At 63.7% G+C, this 25,031-nt stretch carries 25 protein-coding genes and 1 pseudogene; 8 read left to right on the top strand and 18 right to left on the bottom strand.

What is annotated here, in order from left to right; genetic code table 11:
- The first annotated feature begins 52 nt into the window (after positions 1-52).
- Positions 53-1,699 (top strand): exodeoxyribonuclease VII large subunit, encoded by a 1,647-nt coding sequence (gene xseA, locus O7A61_RS10155; protein WP_337129662.1) that lies wholly within the window; start codon positions 53-55, stop codon positions 1,697-1,699.
- A gap of 4 nt (positions 1,700-1,703) precedes the next feature.
- On the top strand, positions 1,704-2,822 hold the full coding sequence (locus O7A61_RS10160; RefSeq protein ID WP_337129663.1) for a DmpA family aminopeptidase: 1,119 nt from the start codon (positions 1,704-1,706) through the stop codon (positions 2,820-2,822).
- 48 nt (positions 2,823-2,870) lie between these two features.
- Here O7A61_RS10160 and O7A61_RS10165 read toward each other — a convergent pair whose 3' ends face one another.
- The 4 genes and pseudogenes from O7A61_RS10165 to O7A61_RS32580 form a co-directional block, all read right to left on the bottom strand.
- The gene (locus O7A61_RS10165) at positions 2,871-3,122 is read right to left on the bottom strand and encodes a hypothetical protein (RefSeq protein WP_337129664.1); all 252 of its coding nucleotides are present in this window, start codon (positions 3,120-3,122) and stop codon (positions 2,871-2,873) included.
- Between the two features lie 400 nt (positions 3,123-3,522).
- Positions 3,523-4,212, bottom strand: a complete 690-nt coding sequence (locus tag O7A61_RS10170; protein ID WP_337129665.1) for an SDR family NAD(P)-dependent oxidoreductase — start codon at positions 4,210-4,212, stop codon at positions 3,523-3,525.
- A 285-nt stretch (positions 4,213-4,497) separates the two neighbouring features.
- Positions 4,498-5,517 (bottom strand): isopenicillin N synthase family dioxygenase, encoded by a 1,020-nt coding sequence (locus O7A61_RS10175; protein ID WP_337129666.1) that lies wholly within the window; start codon positions 5,515-5,517, stop codon positions 4,498-4,500.
- A gap of 255 nt (positions 5,518-5,772) precedes the next feature.
- Positions 5,773-5,883, bottom strand: a pseudogene (locus O7A61_RS32580) (ornithine cyclodeaminase); the annotation flags it as partial.
- 28 nt (positions 5,884-5,911) lie between these two features.
- Between O7A61_RS32580 and O7A61_RS10180 the strand changes: the two are divergent.
- Positions 5,912-6,049 carry a hypothetical protein gene (locus O7A61_RS10180; RefSeq protein WP_337129667.1) on the top strand — a complete coding sequence of 46 codons (138 nt, stop codon included), beginning with the start codon at positions 5,912-5,914 and terminating at the stop codon, positions 6,047-6,049.
- Positions 6,050-6,061: 12 nt separating this feature from the next.
- Here O7A61_RS10180 and O7A61_RS10185 read toward each other — a convergent pair whose 3' ends face one another.
- From O7A61_RS10185 to O7A61_RS10205, 5 genes are all read right to left on the bottom strand, one after another.
- The gene (locus tag O7A61_RS10185; RefSeq protein WP_337129668.1) at positions 6,062-6,958 is read right to left on the bottom strand and encodes a dihydrodipicolinate synthase family protein; all 897 of its coding nucleotides are present in this window, start codon (positions 6,956-6,958) and stop codon (positions 6,062-6,064) included.
- 25 nt (positions 6,959-6,983) lie between these two features.
- Positions 6,984-9,056, bottom strand: a complete 2,073-nt coding sequence (locus O7A61_RS10190) for an ABC transporter ATP-binding protein (RefSeq protein WP_337129669.1) — start codon at positions 9,054-9,056, stop codon at positions 6,984-6,986.
- The gene (gene opp4C, locus O7A61_RS10195; protein WP_337129670.1) at positions 9,056-9,958 is read right to left on the bottom strand and encodes an oligopeptide ABC transporter permease; all 903 of its coding nucleotides are present in this window, start codon (positions 9,956-9,958) and stop codon (positions 9,056-9,058) included. Before opp4C ends, O7A61_RS10190 begins: the two co-directional genes overlap by 1 nt.
- Positions 9,951-10,907 carry an ABC transporter permease gene (locus O7A61_RS10200; protein WP_337129671.1) on the bottom strand — a complete coding sequence of 319 codons (957 nt, stop codon included), beginning with the start codon at positions 10,905-10,907 and terminating at the stop codon, positions 9,951-9,953. Before O7A61_RS10200 ends, opp4C begins: the two co-directional genes overlap by 8 nt.
- Before the next feature lie 86 nt (positions 10,908-10,993).
- Positions 10,994-12,595 (bottom strand): ABC transporter substrate-binding protein, encoded by a 1,602-nt coding sequence (locus O7A61_RS10205; protein WP_337129672.1) that lies wholly within the window; start codon positions 12,593-12,595, stop codon positions 10,994-10,996.
- A gap of 218 nt (positions 12,596-12,813) precedes the next feature.
- On the opposite strand from O7A61_RS10205, the gene nanR reads away from it, so the two are divergent.
- Positions 12,814-13,515, top strand: coding sequence for a transcriptional regulator NanR (gene nanR / locus O7A61_RS10210; protein WP_281408167.1), 702 nt, complete (start codon positions 12,814-12,816; stop codon positions 13,513-13,515).
- Between the two features lie 32 nt (positions 13,516-13,547).
- Here the strand turns inward: nanR and O7A61_RS10215 are convergent, their stop codons facing one another.
- Both O7A61_RS10215 and uxuA read right to left on the bottom strand, forming a co-directional pair.
- Positions 13,548-14,894, bottom strand: coding sequence for an NAD(P)/FAD-dependent oxidoreductase (locus O7A61_RS10215; RefSeq protein ID WP_337129673.1), 1,347 nt, complete (start codon positions 14,892-14,894; stop codon positions 13,548-13,550).
- Between the two features lie 319 nt (positions 14,895-15,213).
- On the bottom strand, positions 15,214-16,398 hold the full coding sequence (gene uxuA, locus O7A61_RS10220; protein WP_337129674.1) for a mannonate dehydratase: 1,185 nt from the start codon (positions 16,396-16,398) through the stop codon (positions 15,214-15,216).
- Positions 16,399-16,497: 99 nt separating this feature from the next.
- Between uxuA and O7A61_RS10225 the strand changes: the two genes are divergently transcribed.
- On the top strand, positions 16,498-17,283 hold the full coding sequence (locus O7A61_RS10225; RefSeq protein ID WP_027146184.1) for an SDR family NAD(P)-dependent oxidoreductase: 786 nt from the start codon (positions 16,498-16,500) through the stop codon (positions 17,281-17,283).
- 123 nt (positions 17,284-17,406) lie between these two features.
- Positions 17,407-18,264 carry a DUF1236 domain-containing protein gene (locus tag O7A61_RS10230; RefSeq protein ID WP_337129675.1) on the top strand — a complete coding sequence of 286 codons (858 nt, stop codon included), beginning with the start codon at positions 17,407-17,409 and terminating at the stop codon, positions 18,262-18,264.
- Positions 18,265-18,448: 184 nt separating this feature from the next.
- Here O7A61_RS10230 and O7A61_RS10235 read toward each other — a convergent pair whose 3' ends face one another.
- Positions 18,449-19,060, bottom strand: a complete 612-nt coding sequence (locus tag O7A61_RS10235; protein ID WP_337129676.1) for an alpha-ketoglutarate-dependent dioxygenase AlkB — start codon at positions 19,058-19,060, stop codon at positions 18,449-18,451.
- Positions 19,061-19,228: 168 nt separating this feature from the next.
- Between O7A61_RS10235 and O7A61_RS10240 the strand changes: the two genes are divergently transcribed.
- The gene (locus O7A61_RS10240; protein ID WP_027144842.1) at positions 19,229-19,666 is read left to right on the top strand and encodes a GFA family protein; all 438 of its coding nucleotides are present in this window, start codon (positions 19,229-19,231) and stop codon (positions 19,664-19,666) included.
- Positions 19,667-19,737: 71 nt separating this feature from the next.
- Complete coding sequence (locus O7A61_RS10245; RefSeq protein WP_027144841.1) at positions 19,738-19,938, top strand: KTSC domain-containing protein; 201 nt, start codon at positions 19,738-19,740, stop codon at positions 19,936-19,938.
- Between the two features lie 18 nt (positions 19,939-19,956).
- On the opposite strand, the gene O7A61_RS10250 is transcribed toward O7A61_RS10245, so the two are convergent.
- The 6 genes from O7A61_RS10250 to cyoC form a co-directional block, all read right to left on the bottom strand.
- Positions 19,957-21,219: a DUF763 domain-containing protein gene (locus O7A61_RS10250; RefSeq protein ID WP_337129677.1), complete on the bottom strand. Its 1,263-nt coding sequence runs from the start codon at positions 21,217-21,219 to the stop codon at positions 19,957-19,959.
- A gap of 135 nt (positions 21,220-21,354) precedes the next feature.
- Positions 21,355-21,891: a response regulator transcription factor gene (locus tag O7A61_RS10255; RefSeq protein WP_337107322.1), complete on the bottom strand. Its 537-nt coding sequence runs from the start codon at positions 21,889-21,891 to the stop codon at positions 21,355-21,357.
- On the bottom strand, positions 21,881-23,233 hold the full coding sequence (locus O7A61_RS10260; RefSeq protein ID WP_337129678.1) for an ATP-binding protein: 1,353 nt from the start codon (positions 23,231-23,233) through the stop codon (positions 21,881-21,883). The genes O7A61_RS10255 and O7A61_RS10260 overlap by 11 nt, the downstream gene beginning before the upstream one ends.
- Positions 23,230-24,030 (bottom strand): SURF1 family protein, encoded by an 801-nt coding sequence (locus O7A61_RS10265; RefSeq protein WP_337129680.1) that lies wholly within the window; start codon positions 24,028-24,030, stop codon positions 23,230-23,232. The genes O7A61_RS10260 and O7A61_RS10265 overlap by 4 nt, the downstream gene beginning before the upstream one ends.
- Positions 24,027-24,404, bottom strand: coding sequence for a cytochrome o ubiquinol oxidase subunit IV (gene cyoD / locus O7A61_RS10270; RefSeq protein ID WP_337129681.1), 378 nt, complete (start codon positions 24,402-24,404; stop codon positions 24,027-24,029). Before cyoD ends, O7A61_RS10265 begins: the two co-directional genes overlap by 4 nt.
- The gene (gene cyoC / locus O7A61_RS10275) at positions 24,401-25,027 is read right to left on the bottom strand and encodes a cytochrome o ubiquinol oxidase subunit III (protein WP_337129682.1); all 627 of its coding nucleotides are present in this window, start codon (positions 25,025-25,027) and stop codon (positions 24,401-24,403) included. Before cyoC ends, cyoD begins: the two co-directional genes overlap by 4 nt.
- Positions 25,028-25,031: the final 4 nt, after the last annotated feature.

The following is a 25,031-nucleotide window of genomic DNA, read 5'->3' on the forward strand; positions in this document are numbered from 1 at the left end:
GGACTGACATGGCCGCCTTGACGTCGGCGCTCAACCAGCCCCCAATCACCGGATGAGCGAAGCAGCATCCGAATCACGCACCAACGCCACCGAATACACGGTGAGCGAGATTTCGGGCGCGCTGAAGCGCACGGTCGAGGACGTCTTCGGCAATGTGCGGGTGCGCGGCGAAATCTCGGGCTATCGTGGGCCGCATTCCTCCGGCCATGCCTATTTCGCGCTGAAGGACGACCGCGCCAGGCTCGACGCCGTGGTGTGGAAAGGCACGATGAGCCGGCTGAAATTCCGTCCCGAAGAGGGGATGGAGGTGATCGCCACCGGCAAGCTCACCACCTATCCCGGCAAGTCCAACTACCAGATCGTCATCGACAATCTGGAGCCGGCAGGCGCCGGGGCGCTGATGGCCCTGCTGGAGGAGCGCAAGCGCCGGCTGCAGGCCGAAGGGCTTTTCGACGCCGGCCGCAAGCGCCGGCTGCCATTCATGCCGTGCACCATCGGCGTCGTCACCTCGCCGACCGGGTCCGTCATCCGCGACATCATCCACCGCATCAAGGACCGCTTTCCGCTGCATGTACTGGTCTGGCCGGTGCGCGTGCAGGGCGACACGGCGAGTGCGGAAGTGACCAATGCCGTCACCGGTTTCAACGCACTGGCGTGGGACAGCCCCATCCAGCGCCCCGATCTGCTGATCGTCGCGCGCGGCGGCGGCAGCCTGGAAGATCTGTGGGGCTTCAACGACGAGGCGCTCGCCCGCGCAGTCGCCGCCTCCGACATTCCGGTGATTTCGGCCGTAGGGCATGAAACCGACTGGACGCTGATCGACCTTGTCGCGGATGTGCGGGCGCCGACACCGACGGGCGCGGCCGAAATCGCCGTGCCGGTGAAGGCTGACCTCGAAGCGACGCTGGCCAGCCTCGGCGCACGGCTCAAGGCCGCGGTGCTGCGCAATTTCGAACGCAAGCGTCAGGCAGCCCGTGCGGCGGCGCGTGCGCTGCCCTCGCCCGATCAATTGCTGGCGTTGCCGCGCCGGCGCCTGGACGAGGCGACATCGAGGCTCGGTCGTGGCCTGATGGTTTCCACCGAGCGCAAGCGGGCACGATTCTTCGCCGTAAAATTGACGCCGGCAATGCTGTCGCAGCGGATTGCCGAGGCGCGTCGCACCAACGACCGTAATCTTTTGCGCGCGCAAGGGGCGCTGCGCACCCTGGCGAGAAGCCGGCGCGCGGAGCTCAATCGTGCCGCGGACCAGTTGCCAAAATGCGCCAAGGCGTCGTTGCAGCGGCACAGACAGCAACTGGCTTTGCTGCAGGGCCGCATCACGATCGAGCCGACAGCCCGGCGGCAACGTGTGCAGAGGGATATGCTCTCGGCTTTGACGAGACGCGGCGGTCAGGCGATGCTGCTCAGGCTGGAGCGGTTGCGCGGCCGCATCATCCAGGCCGACCGGCTGATGGCGACGCTTTCGCACAAGGCCGTCCTGGCGCGCGGCTTCGCGCTGGTTAAGGATGCCGACGGCGCCGTCATCAAGCAGGCCGCCGACGTGGCGTCTGGGATGGCGCTTTCGCTGGAATTCGCGGACGGTACGGCGGATGCGGTGGCAACCAGCGGCGCGGCGCGGCCAAAGCCCGCTGCCAAGCCGGCTGCAAAGGCCCCAGTTGCCAAGGCTAAAGAACCCGGCAATCAGGGATCCTTGTTCTAAGAGCATGACCGACAATCCGCACCATCTGGCAACGCCGTCCGGCAAGCCGCGCGCGCGAAGCTTCAATATCGGCTTCGACGGAACGCCTGGGCCGTTCAACGCGATCACCGACGTGCCTGGCGTCGCGGTCGGCTATGCGACGCTGATATCGGGCGATGGTCCGCTTGTCGTCGGCAAGGGGCCGGTGCGCACCGGTGTCACCGCGATCCTGCCCAGGTTGCGCGACGAACTGGCGACGCCGGTCTTCGCCGGCATCTTCAGCCAGAACGGCAATGGCGAGCTGACCGGCTCGCACATCATCGAGGAAACCGGCGCCTTCAACTTCCCGATCACCATCACCAACACGCATTCCTGCGGGGTTTCGCGTGACGGCACGCTGCGTTGGATGAACCAAGTGCTGCCGGCGGCCGTCGACAGCGCCTGGGGCTTGCCCGTGGCAGCGGAGACCTATGACGGGTTTCTCAACGACATCAACGGCCACCATCTGACATCGGAGCATGTCGCCGAAGCCCTTGACGGCGCCGCCAGCGGTCCCATCGAGGAAGGCAGCGTCGGCGGCGGCACCGGCATGATCACTTTCGGCTTCAAGGCCGGTTCCGGCACGGCCTCGCGCATCGTCGCATGGCAAGGGCGCACCTACACGGTCGGCGCCTTCGTGCAGTCGAATTTCGGCAAGCGGCGCAATTTCACCATTCGTGGCCTGCGCGCCGGTTCCGAACTCACCGAACCGGCGATCCGCGAAGCCACGTCGCGCGCGGAAAAGGGCTCAATCATCGCCGTCGTGGCGACCGACGCGCCTTTCCTGCCGCACCAGATGAAGCGGCTGGCCCGCCGCGTGCCGCTCGGCGTCGCCATGACCGGCGGCTTCGGCTACCACAGTTCGGGCGACATTTTTCTCGCCTTCTCGACCGCCAATCCTGCCGCTGCGCTGGGGCTGACTGGCCGCATCGCCAGCGCCGATTTCATTCCCGATGTGGACATCGACCCGTTCTTCGATGCCGTGATCCAGACTGTGGAGGAATCGATCCTCAACGCTCTTGTCGCCAATCACGACGTGACCGGTCGCGATGGCAACTTCGTGCCTGCCCTGCCGAAAGCGTGGCTCAAAGAAAAATTTGGCTGAGAAGGGTACCAAAGACGAAAACGCGGGCCGAAGCCCGCGCATTAAAATCTATTCCGCGGCCTTGCTGGAAGCCTGCTGGTTTTCGTCGGCCTCGGCCGCTTCCTCTAGCCGGGAAGCGATGAGTTCCTGGATGTCGCCGACTTCCTCCTGGATGTCCTCCAGCGGTATGCCGACCTCGGCCGCCTTGGCGGCGCATTCCCTGGCCAGTGTCTCGGCCTGCTTCTCGATCCTGGCCGGGGACTGGCAATGGACCTTTTCGCCGATCCATCCCCGCAAGAATTCGATCGCGTGTTCGCTCATACTGCTATTCCCTTGCGGCAAAGCCGGTTGGTAATCCTAAACGTCTGCATCCCGTAAAGGATGCATGTTCCCATTCGAGCCGAGTCGCGGCCGGACGGCAAGCCGAAGCCGTCCAGGGTCCACAGAGCCGAAGGAATTCGAGGGGTGAAGGACATTTTCTGTTTCTGAAGGACCGTACCGTTGGCGGGATCTGCCCGCTCCAAGCAATTGCTTCTACCTTTACGGCTTCCAGTCCGTTTTCGTATCTCGATGGCTGTCGCTACAGCCGCCCTATGACGTTGCGCTTCAAGGCGCGAGCCATCGAAGCCGCCGCTATATAGTGATATCCATACACTATGTCGACTCTGCTCAAGGCCCGTGCACAGGAGCCATGCAAAAGTCGCATGGATCGCTGATCCGGTCAGAAGTTTTCGACCCACGGCCTGAGTTCCATTTCCCAGGTCCAGGCGCTGCGGTGCTGGCGGTGGATGGCGAGATAGGCCTCGGCGATCGCATCCGGCGACAGCCGCCGATCCTGCGGTTCGGACTCCTGTCCGGACGTGGCCGAGGCAATGGCGCCGTCGATGATGAAATGCGCGACGTGGATGTTCTTGGGCGCCAGTTCACGGGCCATGGACTGCGCCAGCCCGCGCAATCCGAATTTGGGCATCGCAAAGCCGGCGGAGCCGGCGAACCCCTTCACGCTTGCCGTCGCTCCGGTGAAGAAGATCGAGCCCGCCCCTTGAGCGATCAGCCGGCGGGCCGCCTGCTGGCCGACCAGGAACCCGCCATAGGCCCCGACAAGCAGCGCCTGACGAACCGCCTCGGGATCGAGTTCGGCCAGCGGACCGCGGGCGCGGCCGCCGGCGTTGAAAACCACCAGGGAAAGCGGGCCAGCTTTGTCGGCGACATCGAACAGACGCTCCACCGACGTGGCGTCGGAGACATCCGTTGCCACGGCTTGCGCGCCGGTTTGCACCTGCAATGCATCGAGCTTCTCGATGTCTCGGGCGGCCAGGACGATTTGGAACCCTTCCCTGGCGAGAAGACGCGCGATCGAGGCGCTCAAGCCGGAGCCCGCCCCGGCAATGACGGCGACATTGGATGTCATAAGACCTCTCCTTCTTCCACTGATTGCAATGGCTGGCAGATGTTGAACTCTGCCGGATCAGCGCCGCACCGGCAACGCGCACGGCGGAAAGAAAAATGGCCGGGCGCGAAAACGGCCCGGCCAAAAGAAGGTCATAACCTTCAGAGGGGAACACCGTTCAGCGAAATGGGAGGAAAACACCGAACGGATTTATCATTCTGAACCGATCCTTGCACGGGCACGACAAATGATTTTCTAAAATCGGTCCGAACTACGAAAATTCTGTTCGTTCTTGTATCAACTGGCTCAAGCCGCCCCGGTTTCCGGCTGAAGCAGGTCCGCGTAATGGCGGCGCGCGACGTCAGGGTGCGAGCGCAGCCGGCTTTTCAGCACATTGGTTCCGACATCGCGAAACAGCGGATTGTCCGGATCGCTGGCCGGCCCGCGCGCCTGCGCCGCCAGTTCCTCCGGCAATTCGAGCAGCGGTATCGTCGCATCGAGCTTGGCGCTGAAGAAGAACGGCACCGAAATGCGCTCGATGCCGGCGGGCGGCGTCACGACGCGATGCACGGTCGCGCGCAAATAGCCGTTCGAGGCCAGTTCGAGCAATTCACCGATGTTGACGACGAGCGTGCCGGGAATGGGGTCCACATCCACCCAGCTGCCATCATAGTCGACCTGGAGCCCCTTGTTGTCATCCTGGAGCAGCAGCGTCAGGAAACCGCCATCCTTGTGCGCGCCGACACCTTGGTCGCCGCCGGTCGCCTCGCGGCCGGGGTAGCGCACGATCTTCATGCGATGGTTTGGTGAGTCTCGATAGATCGGGTCGAAGGCATCCTCGGGTTGCTCGAGCGACAGCGCGAAAGCTTTCAGCAGCCGGATCGCCACCGCTGTTGCCTTGGCCTGCCAGGCAAGCAAGGCCGGTTTAAGCTCCGGCAACGCAGCCGGCCATTGGTTCGGCCCCTGCAGCCGCGTCCAGGCGGGAATTCCGGGGCCTTGCGCTATGGGTTGGCGCTCGACGCCGATGTCGAGCTGTTCGCGCCAATCGGCCTTGCCCTTGGTCAGCTCGCCGCCGGCGCGCGTATAGCCGCGGAACTGCGAGGACTTGACCATGTCGATCGCGAGCTTGTCGGCCTCGCCCAAGGCAAAGAAGCGGCGCGATGCGGTGAGCACCTCGCTGATCTCCGCCCACGAGATGCCATGCCCAGCCAGATAGAAAAAGCCGATGTCGCGCGAGGCGGAACGCAGATCCGCCAGAAACGTCCGACGCTCCGAGGCGCCTTGTTCAAAGCGGCTCAGATCAAGCACGGGTACTATTCTGGGCATATCAGGCTCCTTTCCTGGTTTTCTGCGGATGTTTGCCCATCCGCAAACCAGGACTGTTGGACTTGCGTGCACTCTTGGCGGTCACAACGCCAGCAATGCCTGCAAGTCTCATCGACTCCAGATTGCCAAGAAAGAAACGATCGGCCCTTCGAAGCCGCCGCGACGAACAATTTTTCCACGCGCGCCGGCAAAGCTGACAATGGCCGCGATCATTCAGCAGGACGCGGATCGCCGCAACTGCGCACGGCCTCTGCCCTATTGGGCTGCCCTGAGCACCATGCCGAAGAGGTCGCGTGGCTCGTCGGGATCGGCCAGCATGTCGGTCCCACGACAACGGCGTCTATCGCGGCTATAGCTGGGTGCGGCCTTCAGCTATGTCGGGCTGAAGGCCAACGTGCTCGAATTCATCCCGCCACTGACGCCGACCGAAGATGAAGTGGCCGAGGACATTGATATCGTCGACCAAGCCATTGCCGACGTGAATGCCGGCAAGGTGTGGGATGCGGATGTCGCGTCGTTCATGATGTGGTGAAAGAGCCTCGGCTCACACCAGCCACTCCTTGATCACCGGGCGGGCGAGCACCGTGCGCATGCGGTCCTCGGCATCGGTGACCGCCGGCGCCATCGGCGCGCGGGTCGGGCCGCAATCGACGCCGATGACGCGGAAGGCAGCCTTCATGCCCGGCAGCACGCCGGTCTCCAGCAGTGCCTCGACGAAGTCCTGCGACACCATCTGCAGCGCCTTCGCCCGTGAAAGATCGCCAGCGCGGACCGCCTGGTCGATCGCTACGTAGAGCCTGCCAAGCAGATTGTAGGTTGTGCCGATGCCGCCTTCGGTGCCGAGCATGCCGGCGGCGGCATAGATCTCATCGAAGCCGTAGTAGAAGAGCTTTTGCGGCTGCCGCTTGCGCAGTAGGGAATATTTGAAGAGGTCGGTGGAGGTGAACTTGATGCCGACGACATTTTTGAGGTCGAGCAGCCGAACCAGCAGGGGAAGCGGCAGCGGCCGGCCGGTGCGCAAGGGTATCTCGTAGACGATAAGCGGCAGGTCCGTCGCCGCCGCAAGCGCCTGGTAATAGCCGAAGACCTCCTCGTCGGAGAACGGGTAGGAATGCGGCGGCAGCGCCGACAGCGCGTGATAGCCAAGCTTCTGCGCCTCCCGCGCCAGACGGATGGAATCGCGCAGGTTCGGCATGCCGACATGGGCGATCAGCTTGACGCCCCTTGAGGTCGCGCTGGCGAAGGCCACCTCTTGCTGCGCCAACAATTCGTCCACCGTCAGCAAGCCGGATTCGCCGCTGCTGCCACCGACATAGAGACCGGCCAGACCCTGGCGCAGCACATAGTCGTTGATGTTGCGCTGGCGTTGCGGATCGAACTCGCCGGCATCGCTCAGTCCGGTCATCAGGGCGGCATACATGCCCGCCAATTGCTTGGTCATTGGGATCCTCGGTTTTTCAGATTTGTCATGATGTGGCTTCGCCAGCGTGGTGGCAGGCGACGAGATGCTGGCCGGCGACGGCGGAGCCGAAATCGCGCCGTGCCGGATCGGTCTTGGTGCAGATCTCGGTCGCCAGGGGGCAGCGCGGATGTAAATGGCAACAGGGCGGCGGCTTCGACGGGTCGGGAACGCCACCGCCAAGCACGATGCGCCGGCGCGTTCCGCCCGCCGTGGGATCAGGCACCGGGATCGCCGACAACAGCGCGCGCGTATAGGGATGCAATGGTGCGCCGAATACCGCCGGCGTGGTGCCGATCTCGACGATGCGGCCGAGATACATCACCGCGACGCGGTCGCTGAGATAGCGGATCATCGACAGATCGTGACCGACGAACAGATAGGTCAAGCCGAGGCGCGCCTTGAGGTCGTCGAGCAAATTGACGATCTGCGCCTGGATGGAGACGTCGAGCGCCGAGATCGGTTCGTCGGCAATGATGAATTTCGGATTGGCGGCAAGCGCGCGGGCAATGCCGACGCGCTGGCGCTGGCCGCCGGAGAGCTCGAACGGATAGCGGTTTCGCAGCGCCTCCCGGAGACCCACCATCGCCAACAATTCGCTGACGCGCACATCACGCGAGGCGTGGCTGCCGATCTTCTGCGCACGCAGCCCTTCGCCGATGATGCGGCCGACGGTCATGCGCGGGTTGAGCGAGCCGAACGGGTTCTGGAACACCATCTGCATGTCGCGGCGGCGCTGCTTCAGCTCCTCGCCCGTCGCGCCCGCATAGTCCCTGCCCTCGAACACGATGCTGCCGGCGCTGGGGCGCTCCAGGCCGAGCACGGCGCGACCGGTCGTCGACTTGACGCAGCCGCTTTCGCCGACCAGCGCCAGCGTCTCACCGCGCATCACCTCGAAGCTGACGCCGTCGACCGCATGCACCGCGCCGACCGGCCGTAGCAGGACTCCGCGCCGGATCGGGAAATGCACTTTGAGGTCCGTCACGGTGAGCAATGGTTCCTGGGCAGCTGCGACAGCCGGCTTCACGCCTGATGCCACCGCAAGCGAGCGCGGCAGATGGTCGACCTCGCGCCACCGCCAGCAGGCGGTGGTGTGGCCGGCGGCAACCAGTTCCAGTGGCGGCTTCTGCTCGCGGCAGCGCGCTTCGGCATAGTCGCAGCGCGGCGCGAAGGCACAGAAGGTCGGCGCCAGTGTGACATTGGGCGGCGCGCCCTTGATCGGCACCAGCCTGGTGTTTGCCGCCGTCAGCGACGGGATCGAGTTGAGCAGGCCGATCGTATAGGGATGCCTGGTTGCCGAAAACAAATCGTCGACCGGGGCGCTTTCAACGATCGAGCCGGCATACATCACCGCGACGCGATCGACGAAGCCGGCGACCAGACTTAGGTCGTGGCTGATCCAGATGATCGCCATGCCGAGCTGCTTCTGCAGGCCCGCGACCAACTCGACGATCTGCGCCTGGATGGTGACGTCGAGCGCCGTCGTCGGCTCGTCGGCGATCAGGATCGACGGCTTGCACACCAGCGCCATGGCGATGCCGATGCGCTGCAACTGGCCGCCCGAGAACTGATGCGGAAAGGCGCGCATGCGCTGCGGCGCGTTGGCGATGCCGACCAGCGCCAGCATGTCGAGCGCCTCGCGTTCGGCCTCAGCCTCGTTCAGGCCCTGGTGCTCGCGAAGCGCCTCGGTCAGTTGCAGGCCGATGGTCAACACCGGGTTCAGCGACGACATCGGATCCTGGAAGATCATGGCGATGTCGCGGCCGCGTATCCGGCGCAGTTCGCTGTCGGGCATGGCCAGCAGATCGCGGCCACGAAACAGCGCGCGGCCCGCGGTGACGCGGCCGGGTGGCTTGCGAATCAGGCCCATCAGCGTCTGCATGGTGACCGACTTGCCGGAGCCGCTCTCGCCGACGATCGCCAAAGACTCGCCCTCGGCAAGCTCGAAGGAGACGTCATTGACGGCATGGACGGAGTTGCCGCGCGGGCCGAACTCGACGCTCAGCCCCTGCACGGAAAGCACCGCCTGCTGCCCGATCCCCTTCGCGGCCCTGTCGACGGCAAGCTTGTCGGCGCTCATCATTTGCCACCCATGATGTGCTGCGGATCGAGCGCATCGCGCAGGCCGTCGCCGACGAAGTTGATGCTGAGCACTGCCATGGCGATCATCGCGCCGGGCGGGATCCACATCCAGGGCTGGCTCTCCAGGATCGACAGTGTGCGCGCGTCGCGCAGCATGTTGCCCCAACTGGCGGCCGGCGCCTGCGCGCCAAGACCGAGGAAGGAGAGCGAAGCCTCGAGCAGGATGACGGTCGCGACGTCGAGGGTGATCGCCACCAGGATCGGGCTCAGCACGTTGGGCAGGATGTGTTCGAGGATGATGATCGAGGGCGAGGTGCCGAGCGAGCGCGCGGCCAGGATGAACTCCTGGTTGCGCAAGGCCAGGATCTCGCCGCGTGTCAGGCGGGCTATGGAGGGCCAGCTCAGCAGTCCGATCACGACCATGGTGTTGAAGATGCTGGGCCCGACGACCGCGACGAAAGCGATGATGATGACCAGTCGAGGGAAGGTCAGCACCATGTCGATCAGGCCCATCAGCAAGAGGTCGACCTTGCCGCCGAAATAGCCGGCGACGCAGCCGATGAAGATGCCGATCGCGGCCGAGATCGCGACGGCGACGAAGCCGACCGTCAGTGAGATGCGGCCGCCATAGAGGATGCGGGCGAAGATGTCGCGGCCGGTGCCGTCCGTGCCCAGCCAGTGGATGCCGCCGGGCGGCTGGTTGCGCCCCCTGAGGTCGATGTCGTTGGGTCCGTAATGGGCGATCAGCGGCGCCAGCACGCAGGCGAGCACGATGATGGCAAGCATGATCAAGCCGAGCGTGGCAAGACGGTGGTTGAGGAAGCGGCGCGCCGCCTCGCCCCACAGGCCGCGCGAGGCGCCGGCAGCGATCGTCATATCGGCGGCGGTGGCGTCAGTCATAGCTTACCCTGGGGTCGAGCACGCTGTAGACGAAGTCGGTGGCGAGATTGGCCAGCATGACGATCATGGCGGTGATCAGCACATATCCCATGATCACGGGGCTATCCCTGTTCACCACGGAATCGATGAACATCTGGCCAATGCCGGGCCACTGGAAGATGGTCTCGATCACCACCGAGCCACCGAACAGTGTCGGCAGTGCGAGGCCGAAGACGGTGACCAGCGGGATCAGCGCGTTGCGCAGGCCGTGGCGCAGCGTGATGGTGCGGGGCTTGAGCCCTTTGGCCCTGGCGGTACGCATATAGCTCTGGTTCAGCACTTCGAGCATGCCGGCGCGGGCATAGCGCATGAAGATCGCGGCGCGGAACAAGGCAAGTGCTGCCGCCGGCAAGATCAGGTGTCTGAGATTGTCGAGGAGCGAGAAGTTTTCACCAGCCGTGGAAATGCCCGACGACGGCAGCCAGCGCAGCTCCAGCGCAAAGACGTAGACGAGCAAAAGTCCCATGAAGAAGTCCGGGATCGAGACGCCGACAAAGCCGGCAAGCGTCAGCGAATAGTCGGTGAGCTTGTATTGCCTGAGTGCCGAGAGCACGCCCAGCGTGGTGCCGATGACGAAAGCGACGAGCAGTGCGACACCCATCAGCTCCAGCGTCATCGGCAACCGCTCGACGATGATGTCGCCGACACCGCGGCCATTGACGAAGGAGCGACCGAGATTGCCGTGCAGGACCTGGCCGATCCAGTTGAGGTACTGGACATAGACCGGCTGGTCGAGGCCGAGTTCGCCGCGCCGCATGGCGATCAACTCCTCGCTCGACGGCGCCTCCGCCGTGATCATCGCCAGCACCGCGTCGCCAGGCATGGCATGCGCGATGGCAAAGACGATCACGGTAACGCCGAACAGCACCGGGATGCTGAGCAAGAGTTTTCGCAGGAGATAGCTGAGCACCGGCCTCTCCTAGGGCTGAAGGCGGTTCTGAGACAATGGATCGTGAGGCTCGCTCAGAGCCCCACGACCGGCAGGGATATCCGCGGCTATTTCGCCACCTCCCACTTCTCGACTTCGTTGTAGACCGGGTGATTGAAGATCACGAGCGGCTGTTCCTTGAAGTGCTGCGCCAGGCCGACGATCCGGTTGTTGAAGGCGAGCGGCCGCACCTCGTTCCAAAGCCAGGCCTTGGGCAGGTCCTGATTGAGGATGCGCGAGGCCTCCTGATAGCTCGCGGCGCGCGTGGCGCGGTCGTTGGATTCAAGCCCCTTGTTGAAGAGTTCGTCGACCTTGGGGTTGCAGTAGCCCATGGCGAGCGGCTTGGCGCCGCAGACGACCAGAGGCGAGCCGAGCGAGGGATCGAGGCCCATGCCTTGCGCGAAGAAGCCCATCTGGAAGCTGCCGTCGGCATAGATCTGGTTGATCGCCGCCGGATCGAGCAGGCGCGGCTGGATGTTGACGCCGACGGCGGCCAGATAACTCTGGATGGCGGTGACGGTGTCGACGTTCATCTGGTCGGAATAATAGTAGATGAAGTCGACCGGCTGGCTCGCATCCCAGCCTGCGTCGGTGAGCAGCTGCTTGGCCTTGTCGGGATTGTAGTCGTAGGGTTCGAGGTCCTTGGCGCGCGCCCAGTCCTGCGGGAACAGCGTGTTCAGGAGTTCACCGGCGCCCTGCTTGACGGTCTCGATGATCGCCTTGCGGTCGATGGCATAAAGCATCGCCTGGCGCACGCGCACATCGGCGAAGCGCTTGTTCTCCAGGTTGAATTGCAGATAGGTCGGCAGGCCGGCGGAGAATTTCGGCAGCACGGTCAGATAGTCGAGCTTCTGCAGGCGGGGCAGTTCGGCGATCGGCACGCCGCCGCCCTCATAGGACATGGCGTCGACCTCCTGCGTCTCAAGCGCGGCGATGATCGGCGGCACATCCTTATAGATCTGGTAGATGATGCGGTCGAGCTTGGGCGCGCCAAGGAAATAGTCGGGATTGCGGTCGACCTCGACATACTGGTCGCTCTCATACTTCTTCCAGATGAACGGGCCGGTGCCGACCCGGTTGACCCAGAAGGCATTGCCCTTGATGTCGGCGGGCGCGACCTTGCCCAGAATGTGCTCGGGAAAGATGCTGATGGCGATCAGCTGCAGCTCGACCCAGAGCGGCTTGGCGCTGTCGAGTTCGATCTGCACGGTCGCGTCGTCCACCGCCTTCACCCCGGCAAGCGAGGTGGCCGAGCCATCCTGGAAGGCCTTGTAGCCGGCCACGGCGGAAAGCTTCTGCGACCAGGGCGAGCCGACCTTCGGGTTGGCGTAGAGATTGAGGCTGAACACCACGTCCCTGGCGGTGAAAGGCGTGCCGTCATGCCATTTGACGCCATGGCGCAGGCTGAAGACATAGGTCTTGCCGCCGTCGGGCGTCTTCCAGCTTTCGGCCAGCATCGGCTGCACGCCGTCGCCCGTCCACTTTATGTGGACGAGGCCCTGCAGCACGGTCTCATCGAGCCGGTGGCCGCAGGTGGTGTGCAGCGTGCCCATCTCGATACAGCCGGTGCGCATGGCCGAGCGGAACGTGCCGCCTCCTTCGGCCTTCGCAGCGCCTGCGGCAAGCATGAGCGCCAGGGCCGGCAAAAGGCTGATCAGAAATCGTCTCATGGAATTCTCCTCCCTCGATTGTGTCGGTCGGTGGCGGCTGACGTCGGAGCGCGCGTTCTCGCGGTCGCCTGGTCGCGGTTTCGCGTCCAGTCGCTCATTGGCAAGTAGCGACCTCCTCCTACCCCTCGGTCGCACCGCGCCTCAGCGATCCACAGCTCCTTGCCTGCGCTCGCTTGCGATGACTGGTCTAATAGCTTAAAAGTTAGACCATGCACAATATGCCGGTCCGAAAAAAATTGTCCGACGAGGTCCGTCTCCGCCTGGAGGCGATGATCAGGGATGAAGTTTATCCGGTCGGCGCTTCGCTGCCGTCCGAGCGCGAACTGATGTCGATGTTCGATGTCGGGCGCCCCTCGGTACGCGAGGCGCTGTTTGCGCTGGAGAAGATGGGCCTTGTGCGCATCAACAGCGGCGAGCGGCCCAAGGTGACCCGGCCGACGCCGAAGAACATGCTGGAGCAGCTGACAGGCACCGCACATCTTTTGATGGACCAGCCCGACGGCATCGGCCATTTCGAACAACTGCGGCTGTTCCTCGAAGTCTCGATCGCGCGCCATGCCGCCGAGATGGCGACGCAAGCGCAGATCGATGCTCTGGCCGCCGCGCTGGCCGAAAACGAACGCGCCATTTCACGCGCCCGCGCCTTCGCGGTCACCGACGTCGCGTTTCACCGCGTGCTGACCGCGATCCCCGGCAATCCGATTTTTCTCGCCGCGCACGAAGCGCTGGTGGAGTGGCTGATCAACCAGCGCATCCACATGGCCAACACCGAGCTCGAAAACCGCATCAGTTTCGCCGGGCACAAGGCAGTCTTCGAAGCCATCGAGCGGCACGATCCGGAAGCCGCCGGCCAGGCGATGCGCGAGCATCTGGAAAACGCCCGGCGCAAGTTCAATCCCCGCCAGGCGAAACCAGATTAGCCCTCTCGTCGAACCTGTACACCGGACGAGGTCTAAAGTGATGGTCCCATCTGGATCGGGCTGCCGTCGCTGAACCGGGATTGACGGAACCTATGAAGGTTGTGTCCAGTCTCGTTGCCCTGGATCAAGTCGGACAGGACGCGGCCCATGCCAGGGCCTATGCCAAAGCCGTGGCCGCTCATCCCCGTCGCGATGACGAGACCCGGAACCGCAGCCGTACGATCCACGACAGGCACGACATCCGGCATCGCATCGATCATGCCGGCCCAGCTTGCCCTGAGCGGTACCGCCTCGAATTGTGGGAAAAGCCCCCTGAACTCTCGATCGATGGCGCGAAGCGCCTTGGGCTCCGGGGCAGGATTGAGAACGCGCATCCGTTCGAACGGGCTTTCCTTGTCCGCCTCCCATTTGCGTGGGGTAGACCAGCTGTCCGGATATGCGCGAGGCGCCGCCGGCAGGTAGCGCGTGCCGAAAGGATTTGCTTTCAGGGCGGGCAGGTATTTCGGTGCGTGACGCAATGCATCCGGCCCGACATAGAGCAGATGGCTGCCTCCCGCCGCCAGCGTGTATCCGCCGTCCTTTCTACGCCGGAAGGCGATGCGTTCGTCCGCTGCGGCGCCCGCATGGATTTCCGGCATCGGCGCGGTCGCTGCGACGGTCGTACGGACACTGAGCTGCGGGATCGAGACGCCGTGCGCGCGCAGGAACAGCGACGTCCAGGCGCCGCTGGCGACAAGCACGTTCGATGTGGCGATGCGGCCTTGTTCGGTCCAGACACCGCTGATGCGCCCCGCGGAGATATCGAGCATGCGTGCCGCACAGTTCTCGATGATGGTGACGCCCTGGCGAGCGGCCAGGCGGGCAAACGCCGGCACCGCGACCCAGGGCTCGGCACGCATGTCCGATGGCGTGGTCATGGCGCCCTTGAAGGGGCGCGACATGGCCGGGATCAGCCTGGCGGTCTCACCCCGGTCGAGGAGACGCGTGTCGACGCCATGGGCCTCGGCGATCTTCAGGAACTTGGCGAAATCGGCCATCTCCTTGTCGGTCCGCGCGAGATAGGTCACGCCGGTCTGCGTCAAGCCTATGTCCTCGCCGCACTCCTGGGCCAGTTGGCGCCAGAGACGCTGCGCTTCGATGACGATGGGCAGTTCGTCCGCGTCGCGGCCCTGCTGGCGGATCCAACCCCAATTGCGCGAGGACTGCTCGGCGGCGACACGTCCCTTCTCCAGCAAGGTCACCGGTATGTTGCGCCGGGCCAGGAACAAGGCCGCGGTCACGCCGATGATGCCACCGCCGACAATGACCACATCCGACGTCTTCGGCAGCGGCGCCTGAAACTGGATCGGGCTGGCTTCGGTGAAAGGGAAGATCGTCAATGGATTGTCCTTTTCCATAAACATGGCCCCGCGCCGATGGCTGGTTCCGGTGGCGCGAGGTCGCGCGCTTCTATGGGAAACTGGCCAGGCGTGAAGTGCATCGACGAGCACTACACGACCGGCCTTGAAAATTTGCGTGCCAGCTCAATGAAATTGTTGACCACCCGTCGAGGCCGCTTCTCGGCGCCGCAGGCAGCCCCTGGCCTCATCGACAATCGGGATAATTAGGCTCGCCGATGCCGGACAGGGTCAGCCTCGGTGGGACCTGTCGCGACATTCCAGCGGAAGATCGCAAACGATAGCTTGCCGCCCTAAGACTTCAGGCGAGCCCGAACCGCTCTACGGCACGCATGATGCCGCGCAATTCGGCCAGACCTTTCAGCCGGCCGATGAGCGAATAGCCGGGGTTGATCTTCTTCTTGCCGATGTCGTCGGCGAGCAGATGCCCATGATCCGGCCGCATCGGGATTTGCCAGTCGGCCCTGCCTTCCCCGCGACGGCGCTTCTCTTCCTGCATCAGAGCGAGGATGACATGCGCCATGTCGGTGCCACCCTCCAGATGCTCAGCCTCATAGAACGAGCCGTCTTCCTCGATGGTGATGTTGCGCAGATGGACGAAATGGACGCGGTCAGCGAATTCCTTGACCATGGCGACGATGTCGTTGTCGGCGCGCGTGCCGTAGGAGCCGGTGCAGAACGTCAAGCCATTGGCCGGGCTGTCGACCGTCGTGAGGATGAAGCGCGCATCCTCCGCCGTGGAAACGACGCGCGGCAGGCCATAGAGCGAGAACGGCGGATCGTCGGGATGGATGCACATGCGCACACCCTCCTCTTCGGCCGCCGGGATGATCTCGCGCAGGAACCAGGCCAGGTTGTCGCGCAGTTCCTTCGGCCCGATCGCATCGTATTCCGCCAGGGCCTCGCGAAAACTGTCCCTGTTATAGCTGCGCTCCGTCGCCGGCAGGCCGGCGATCAGGTTGCGCTCGATCTGGTCGATCTGCTCCGGCGTCAGCACCTTCAGCCGCTTCTCGGCTTCGGCGATACGCGCCGGCGTGTAGCTCCGCGCGCCATTCTTGCGCTGCAGGACAAAGAGATCATAGGCGGCAAAGTCGATAGCGTCGAAACGCAAGGCATAACCGGTCGTCGGCAGCCGGTAGGCCAGGTCGGTGCGGGTCCAGTCGACCACCGGCATGAAATTGTAGCAGATCGTCCGGATGCCGGCCCTGGCGAGCACGCGGATACTGTCGCGATAATAGCCGGCATAGCGCTCGCGCTCCGGCGTGCCGATCTTGAAGGAATTGTGGACCGGAATGCTCTCGACAACCGACCAGGTCAGCCCAGCCGCCTCGATGATGCGCTTGCGCTCAAGCACATCGGCCTCGGGCCAGGCCCTGCCGTCATAAATCTGGTGAAGCGCTGAAACCACGCCGGTGGCGCCGGCTTGTTTGACATGTTCAAGCGTCACCGGATCATCGGGACCGTACCAGCGCCAACACTGTTCCATTGCCACTTCCTTTTTGCGAGAGACCGGCAACCTATTGTTTGACCATGATGAGTGTCAAACTGAGAGCCGGTATGGATAACGAATGAAGGAGCTTCCGCGATGAAGGATTTTGACGGCAAGGTGGCATTGGTGACAGGGACGACCGGTATCGGCCTGGCAACTGCCAAACGCCTTGCGGCGGGGGGTGCCGCGATCGTCGCCTGCGGCGTCGATCGGGAAGCCAATGCCGCCATGCAGGAGAGCCTCGCCAAGGCCGGAGCGAGCGTTCTGGTGCGGACGGTGGACGTCTCGGTTTCCGACCAGGTGCGCGAGGCGGTCGCGGCCGGCGTGGCGAAATTCGGCGGCATCGATGTCATCGTCAATTCGGCGGCGGTGCATCCCTATGGAACGGCGACGACCACCGACTGGGAAACCTGGAACCGGGCGATGACGGTCAATGTCGGCTCGATCTATCTGACCGCCCATTTCGGCATCCCGGAAATGATCAAGCGGGGCGGCGGCGCCATCGTCAACGTCGCTTCGGTGCAGGGCTTCGCCTGCCAGCAAAACGTCGCCGCCTATGCCACGACCAAGGGCGCCATCCATACACTGACACGTTCGCTGGCGCTCGACTATGCCGCATCGGGCATAAGGGTCAATTCGGTCAGCCCAGGCTCGATCCGCACACCGATCCTCGAAAGGGCCGCGCGTGGCGACGGCGGCAGCGACGCAGATGTCGAAGAAGCCTACAGGCGGTTCGGCGCGGCCCATCCGCTCGGCCGTATCGGCGAGCCGGAGGAGGTGGCGGAGTTCATAGCGTTCCTGTGTTCGTCGAGGGCCGGCTTCTGCACCGGCGCGGACTATAAGATCGACGGCGGCCTCACCGCCGGCATCGGCGTGAAGTAGCGCCATGAAGGCCGGACTTGGGCTCTATCGGGGGTGGCGGCATTAACGCATCCAGTTCGGAACAATCTTTTTTGGTCGAAGTTTTACCCCTTGAAGGGACGAACTCTCCGAAGGAGATTTCCTATGAAACATGTTCTCATTACCAGCATGCTTGCGATCGGGCTCGGCTGCGGGACGGCGATGGCCCAGTCGCAGCAGCCCGCCGACAGCCAATCAGGAGCGGACACAAATTGCGCTTCCGGCACGACCAACTGCCAGAAGGGCTCGAAGATGAAAGAGCAGGCACAGGGTACCAAGTCCCAGACTGATCAGCAGGCTCAGGGCAAGGCCAAGGTCAAGACCGACGAGCAGGCCCAGGGCAAGGCCGGCGCCACCACGGACCAGCAGGCACAGGGCAAGGCCAAGGTCCAGACCGATCAGCAGGCCCAGGGCAAGGCCGGTACCAAGACGGACCAGCAGGCCCAGGATAAGACCAAGGTCCAGACCAATCAGCAGGCCCAGGGCAAGGCCGGCACCACGACCGACCAGCAGGCCCAGGACAAGACCAAGGTCCAGACCAATCAGCAGGCCCAGGGCAAGGCCGGCACCACGACCGACCAGCAGGCCCAGGACAAGACCAAGGTCCAGACCGATCAGCAGGCCCAGGGCAAGGCCGGCACTACGACGGACCAGCAGGCCCAGGGCAAAGCGTCCACGCAGGACAAGACTTCGACCGCTTCCATTAACAATGTGACGGTTGAACAGAAGACCCAGATCACTCAGGTAATCCGGGAAACCAAGGTCGAGCCGGTAGCCAGCGTCGACTTCGACGTCTCGGTCGGCATCGAAGTTCCGCGGCACAAGATCAGGCTGCATCGTTTGCCGGCCCGCATCGTCAAGCTCGTCCCGGCGTACGAGAGCTACGAGTATTTCGTCCTCGCCGACGGCCGGATCGTCATCGTCGATCCGGATACGTACAAGATCGTGCTGATACTGACCTAGAGCAATTTCCGGAAAGTGCGTAGCGGTTTTCCGGGAAAAGCACGTAGCGCTTTCCCTAGGGAATTGCGTAAAAAAAAGAGGTAGAGTACGAGATCATTCAACCCGCCCCGCCGTACGCGGGTCGGGTTGAGCGCTATGGGCGAGATGATGCGGAAAGCTTCCTCGTGCAGGCCTCAGCGCCTGCTCAGGGATTCCGAGGCCGCAATGTCCGCAAGGTAATCGAGTAGCGATGCTCGGCAAGCGGCGGGATGCTGTGCTCCCATTGCGACCGCGAAGGGCCCGTCATGAGATAGGCCGATCTCGGCTCGACCGTGATGGTCCGGCGGTCCCATCCAGACCCATTCTTGCGTCGAAGGCGAAAATCGCAGGGCGCCAGCAGCGAAACGCCCGCGACGTCTTCAAAATGAGGCTTGTCGCGGTGCCAGCCGATGCCGGCGCCGGGCCGGTATTCATTGATCAAGACCTGCGCGAAGGCTTCGGTGGGCCGGCGCGCAAAGGCCGCGACCTGCTCGCGCAAGGGCAACAGAAAATCAGGTACAGGCGGTGCGTCGACGACCTCGCGCCGGTCATAATCGTAGCGAAGGCCAAAACCGACGACACGCCGGTTTGCCAGATAGCCGTGGAAGTCGAAGGGTCTGAAGGGCAGTCCTTCAAGATGCCGGACGAGGTCGATTTCCTCTTGCGGTGTGATCAGTCCGGGCTGGTAGGCGAAACCCTCCGGTAGATCATCCTGAACGGCACCGAAGAGATCATACTGGGCCACACGGCCGGCTGTTTTCGGTTTGAGCGGCGACATTGTGCCTAGATGGTGAAGGCCAGACCGCAAGGCAATACAGGGAACCGCGCTTGCTTGCCTCGGACACATCTCAACACCGGCGCAATGGAACGCTGGGGCGGCGTGAAAGTTTAGGCAACGGCGGTTCCGTCGGGGGCCGCCGGATATGTTCCAGCCTTGGAGTGCCGGATGCCGCGCGTTGAAACCGGGGCCTGCTTTTGTGGGGCGATTGCCGCCGCCATGGACGGTGAGCCCTTCTGGATATGCTACGATCACGATGACGATTGCCGACGGGCGATCGGCAGTCCGCTCACCATCTGGGTCGGATATCGGCCGAGCCAGTTCCGCCTTTTGAAGGGAACGCCAAAGGCTTTCTCCAGGACGCCGGGCGTTGTCCGCACTTTCTGTCCCGAATGCGGGAGCTCGATAGGCTATAGCGACGAAGGCCTGCCGGACGAGCTCTACCTGACAATCGGGTTCTTCGACAGACCCGAAGGGCTGCGGCCACAGGCCCATGCCTATTGGAACCTCAGACTGCCGTGGGTCGACTTTGCCGACAAGCTGCCGCGTATCGATCGATATTCGAGGAAGCGCGACAGGAAGTTCGGCAATCCCCGCGACAGGTAGCGAGGTCGGGTGGCGGAACGGAACCGCACCATGCCTGGCGGGTTTATGTGGCTGAGCCGTCAGGTGCCAGCATGCCGTCGACCGCGATCCGAAACACGCAATACGATCCCGCGACCAGGACGCTCTCCGTCTGGTTCGTGCCGAGCGGCAACCGCTATGACTATGAGGACGTTGCACCGGCAACCTACGCCGCGTTCATGAAGGCTTCCTCGAAGGGCCGCTTCTTCAATGAATTCATTCGGGACCGTTACAGATACCGTCGCGTGGCGTGATGCGGCGCCAGCGGCCCGTCATGCCTTCTTGTTCTGCTCGGCGGGCATCTGATCCGGCGCCGGCTCCCAACCAAAGACACTGCGGCCGCCAAGCAGATGCGACTGGTCGAATTCGCCGGCGACAATTTCCTTGAGGCTGGGACCGGTGACGTATCGCTCGACCTGCCGCGACTGATCGTCGAGCCGCCTCAATGCACCGATTTCCTCTTCGCGACCAAGCCTGGCCTTTTGCACAGCGGACTTCAGCACGCCGATCGTCTCGTCGTAGACCTTGAGCGGAACAGGGAAGGGATGCCTGTCCTTGCCGCCATGCGCCAGCGAAAAACGGCCCGGGTCCGAAAACCGGCAAGGCGCGCCATGCACCACTTCGGCAACGAGGGCCAGCGCCCGCACCGTGCGGGCGCCCACACCAGGAACAAGGAGAAGCTCGGCGAAATCGGCGGGACCTCGCTCGGCGGCCGCGGCCATGTTGCCGTGAAGGCGATGCATCACGACATCGCTTTCGCGGACATCATGGTGAGCCGGCATGACCAGATGCGGCAACAATGGCTGCGCCGGAGCCGGTGCGGTGCCGGGCTCCAGGGCGGCGAGTTCTCGAAGGATGCGGTCCGGCCCAAGATCCTGGAGCAGGTCAAGCTGTCCCTGGCGCGAGGCCTCGGCGCGCCGGTCGGTCAAATTGACGATCTCGCCCTGGTTGGCGCCTTCGATGGCGGCATGCGGCTGGTCGACGAAACTCTTCAAACCTTCGGACAGCCAATGATAGCGGCGCGCCACCTTGCTGTCGCCGTTCATGCCTTGCTGCACCACCACCCAGTCGCCATCGTCGGTGACGATGAAACCGTGCAAATAGAGGTCGAAACCGTCCTGAACGGCGGCGCTGTCCACCTTGGCGACAAGCCGGCTGGCGGTTGCCAGGCGCGCACCGTCGAAGCCGATACGCTCGCCGATTGCGGCAAGTTCATGCGGAGTTTTGCGCGAATGCGCGCCACGGCCGCCGCAGACATGAATGCCGAGTTCGCCCGACAGCGGCGTGAGACCGCGTTTCAAGGCGCCGACGACGCTGGTCGTGATGCCGGAAGAATGCCAGTCCATGCCCATGACGGCGCCGAAGGACTGGAACCAGAACGGATGCGCAAGGCGTCGCAGCAATTCATTGCGGCCATAATGATGGATGATCGCCTCGCACATGATGGCGCCGAGACGCGTCATGCGATCGCCCAGCCATTTCGGCACACGCCCGCCGTGAAGGGGAAGATCAGCACTGCCCGATCGTTGCGCCACGTTGCCTGCTCCTATGTCCGCGAATCTCAGACAAATAGGTATCCCGGACCGGGCAAGGAAGCACTGAATGCTCGCACCCGGGTGGTCGATGAGCCAGACCGGGCTCGGTCCGGTCACGAGAGCAAAGGCGCTCTGCTATCTCACCACGCGCTTCTCGAGCTTGCGGGCAAGAGTGCGCCGGTGCAGGCCAAGCCGGCGAGCCGTTTCGGAGATGTTGAAGCCGGTCTCGACCAGCGTTTCGTGGATGCGCTCCCATTCCAGGTTCTTGATCGAGGTGGGCCGGCTGGAAAGCGGTACGGAAACATCGCCCTCGGCACGGCCGAAGGCGGCTTCGATGTCATCGGTGTTGGCGGGTTTCGCCAGGTAATGGCTCGCGCCGAGCTTGATTGCCTCGACAGCGGTGGCGATGCTGGCAAAGCCCGTCAGCACGACGATCCTGGTCGAAGCATCGCGGGCGCTGAGCAGCTTGACGCACTCCAGCCCGGAGCCGCCAGCCCCAAGCTTGAGATCGACGACGGCGTAAGCCGGAACAGCTGTTTCGAGGGCGCTGAGCAATGCATCCCGGTCGTGGCAGACGACCACGTCGTAGTCGCGCTTTTCGAAGGAGCGCTTCAGCGTTTTCGCGAAGGTCGCGTCGTCCTCGACGATAAACAGCGATCGATCAGGCCTCACGATCATCTCCATCGGTCAGCGCCGCCAGCGGCAGCGAAAGGGTAACACAGGCGCCCTGCTCCATGTTGCGCGCCGAAAAATCGCCACCCAGGTTCCGGACCACGTTCATGACTAGGAAAAGACCAAGACCGCCGCCTGGCCGTCCCTTGCTCGACATATAGGGTTGACCAAGTGCTGCCAGAATACCCTCGTCGAAGCCCGGCCCGCGATCGCGCACGGAAATCACCAGCTTGTCGCCCTGCCGCTCGGCAGTGACGCCAACCCAATCCTGCGATGCTTCCTGAGCATTGTCGAACAGGTTGAAGATGACCTGCTTCAGCGCCGTGTCGGACACGATCTGCTCGTCCGGGTCGAAATCGTTCTTGTATTCCAGCTTGGATGGCTGGCGACTGGTGCGCCATTCCTCGACCAGATCGTCGAGGAAACCGCGAATCGTCGTGCGTATCGTTCCCTCGCCCCTCGCCTGGCCGGAAGACATCAGGATCCCGGACACGATGCGCTTGCAGCACTCGATCTGCGCCTGCATTTCGGCCACATCGGCCGCCAGTTCGCGGTTGCGCGCAAGGGTGCGCATCTGGCGCCAGTCGGACAGGATGACGGATATCGTGGCAAGCGGCGTGCCGAGTTCGTGCGCGGCGCCCGAGGCCAGCAGGCCCATGCGCACGATGTGGTCCTCCTCGGCCGAGCGCTGGCGCAGATCGGCGAGATAGGCGTCGCGCTCGCGCAGATTGCGGTCGATGCGCGTCATGAAGATCACGATCAGTCCGGCCGCCAGCACGAAGCAGATGAACATGCCCCTGATATGCAGGGACAGGAGATCGCTGCCGCCATGATGCGGGATCGCGATCGGCTGGAAGAGGAAGATGAGGAAGACGAAGCAGGCCGAGGCAGCCGCCACGAGGATCCAGGTAAACCTTGGCGTCAGCAATGCGGCGCCGAGCGTGATCTGCAAGAGGTAGAGCGATACGAACGGATTGGACGCGCCGCCGCTCAGGTAAAGCTGCGTCGTCAGTGCCGCCATGTCGAAGATGAGCGCGACGAAGAGTTGGGTGTTGCTGATAGGCCTGATACCGCGCAGGACCAGCAGGCTGAAGATGTTGAGGCCCACCAGGAAAAGCACCACGCCGGCCATCTCCGCCAGCGGCAGTGGGATATCGAACCAGTATTCCGTCGCCAGAATGGTGAGCACCTGACCCGCCACCGCCAGCCAACGCAGCTGGATAAGCAGGAACAGGTTCTTCCTGTTTGTCGCATCGGTATGCGATACTGCCCCGTTCTTGCCGGCAAGGGATGCCGCCACCAGGGATTTGTCATGGCGATGCGCTTGCGTGGGAACGCTCATCTCGCGGGTCCTTGCCGCCGGCGGCGGCCGATCATCGGCCTGGCCAGGGCAGTGGCGAGCATCGCAGCGAGCGTGAACCAGGTCAAAGCATAGACCAGGTGGCTGTTGCGGAAAGTCACGACGGTGAGCCCGCCGCGCGGCCAGCCCTCTATGCCGGATGCTTCCGCATCGACGAAATAGGGAGCGACATTGGTCGTCAGGCCGCGCGCGGTTGCGATGGCTGCGACGTCTCGCGAATACCAGCGATTGCCCGTGGCGTCGTTCTTGCGCAGAAAGCCGCCGCCGGGTTCGCTCATGCGCAACAGCCCGTCAATGACGGCCGGCGCGGTTAGGCCGCCCCTCTCCCGCTCGAACTCAGCCTTGCGCTCCTGGGGAATGAAGCCGCGGTTGACCAGCACCACGAAACCACGGTCGGTTCGCATCGGCGTCAGGACCCAATAACCACCGCCAAGCTCCGTCACCGCCTGCACCAGCGTGTTGGCGCCGCCCAGATAACGTCCGGCCAATCGCACATGATCATACTCGAAACCGGCCGCGGTGATGCCGTTCCAGTTCTCCGGGCCAGGCGCATCGACAATCGGGGCATGAATGCGTTGGTCGACACGGGCAATCAGGTCGAGCTTCCAGACCCGCCTTTCCAGCTGCCATATGCCGAGCCCGACAAACACCAGCACGCCGAGAAGTCCGAGCAGCACAAGGACAAGGCGCGACGCGGACGATCCGCCGGCGCCCTCTAGCGGGACGGCACGTCCGATCGCCTCGATGGTGGTCCTCCCAGGGCCCGCCGCCAGGCTCATGGCATCTCGCGCATGTCGTGTAGCCCCGGCATCATGTTGGCGTTGAGATGGTACATCACCCAGAGCGAGCCGGTCAGCACGATGACGACCAGGATCAGCGTGAAGATCAGCGCCAGCATCGACCATCCGCCTTCCGAGCCGGTGTTCATATGCAGGAAGAAGACCATGTGGACGACGATCTGCACGACCGCGAAGGCCATGATGACGATGGCCGTGGCCTGCTTGTTGTCGATGGCGCCGGTCATGACCAGCCAGAATGGAATGGCGGTCAGGATCGCCGACAGGACGAAGCCGGTCAGATAGCCCCGGAACGATCCGTGTGCTGCTCCACCATGGGCGTGGCCGTGGCCCTCGGCATGATCATGAGCGCTCATCGCAACATCCCCATCAAATAGACGAAGGTGAAGACGCCGATCCAGACGACGTCGAGGAAGTGCCAGAACATGCCGAGGCACATCAGCCGGCGGCGGTTCGCCTCGATGAGGCCAAATCTCGCGACCTGTACCATCAGCGTCACCAGCCAGACGGTGCCGAAGGTGACATGCAGACCGTGCGTGCCGACCAGCGTGAAAAAGGACGACAGGAAGGCGCTGCGCTGCGGCGTGGCGCCTTCATGGATCATGTGCGCGAATTCGTAGAGCTCGATCGACAGGAACGCCAGGCCGAACAGGCCGGTCACCGCAAGCCAGGCTTGCGTCGCCGCGACACGGCCCTTGTCCATGGTCAGCATGGCGAAGCCATAGGTGATCGAGGAGAAGAGCAGCATGGCGGTGTTGACCGCCACCAGATCGAGGTCGAACAGGTCCCTGGGCGCCGGCCCGGCCGCGTAATTGCCGCCAAGCACGCCATAGGCGGCGAACAGCATCGCGAAGATCAGGCAGTCGCTCATCAGATAGAGCCAGAAGCCGAGCATGGTGGAGCCGCCTTCGGCGTGCGCATGCTCTTCTTCCAGGTGGAAGACCGGTTCGGTGCCGGCCGTGATTGCCGTCGATGTCATGCTC

It is taken from the genome of Mesorhizobium sp. Cs1321R2N1, from assembly GCF_037179725.1.
Lineage (GTDB): Bacteria > Pseudomonadota > Alphaproteobacteria > Rhizobiales > Rhizobiaceae > Mesorhizobium > Mesorhizobium salmacidum.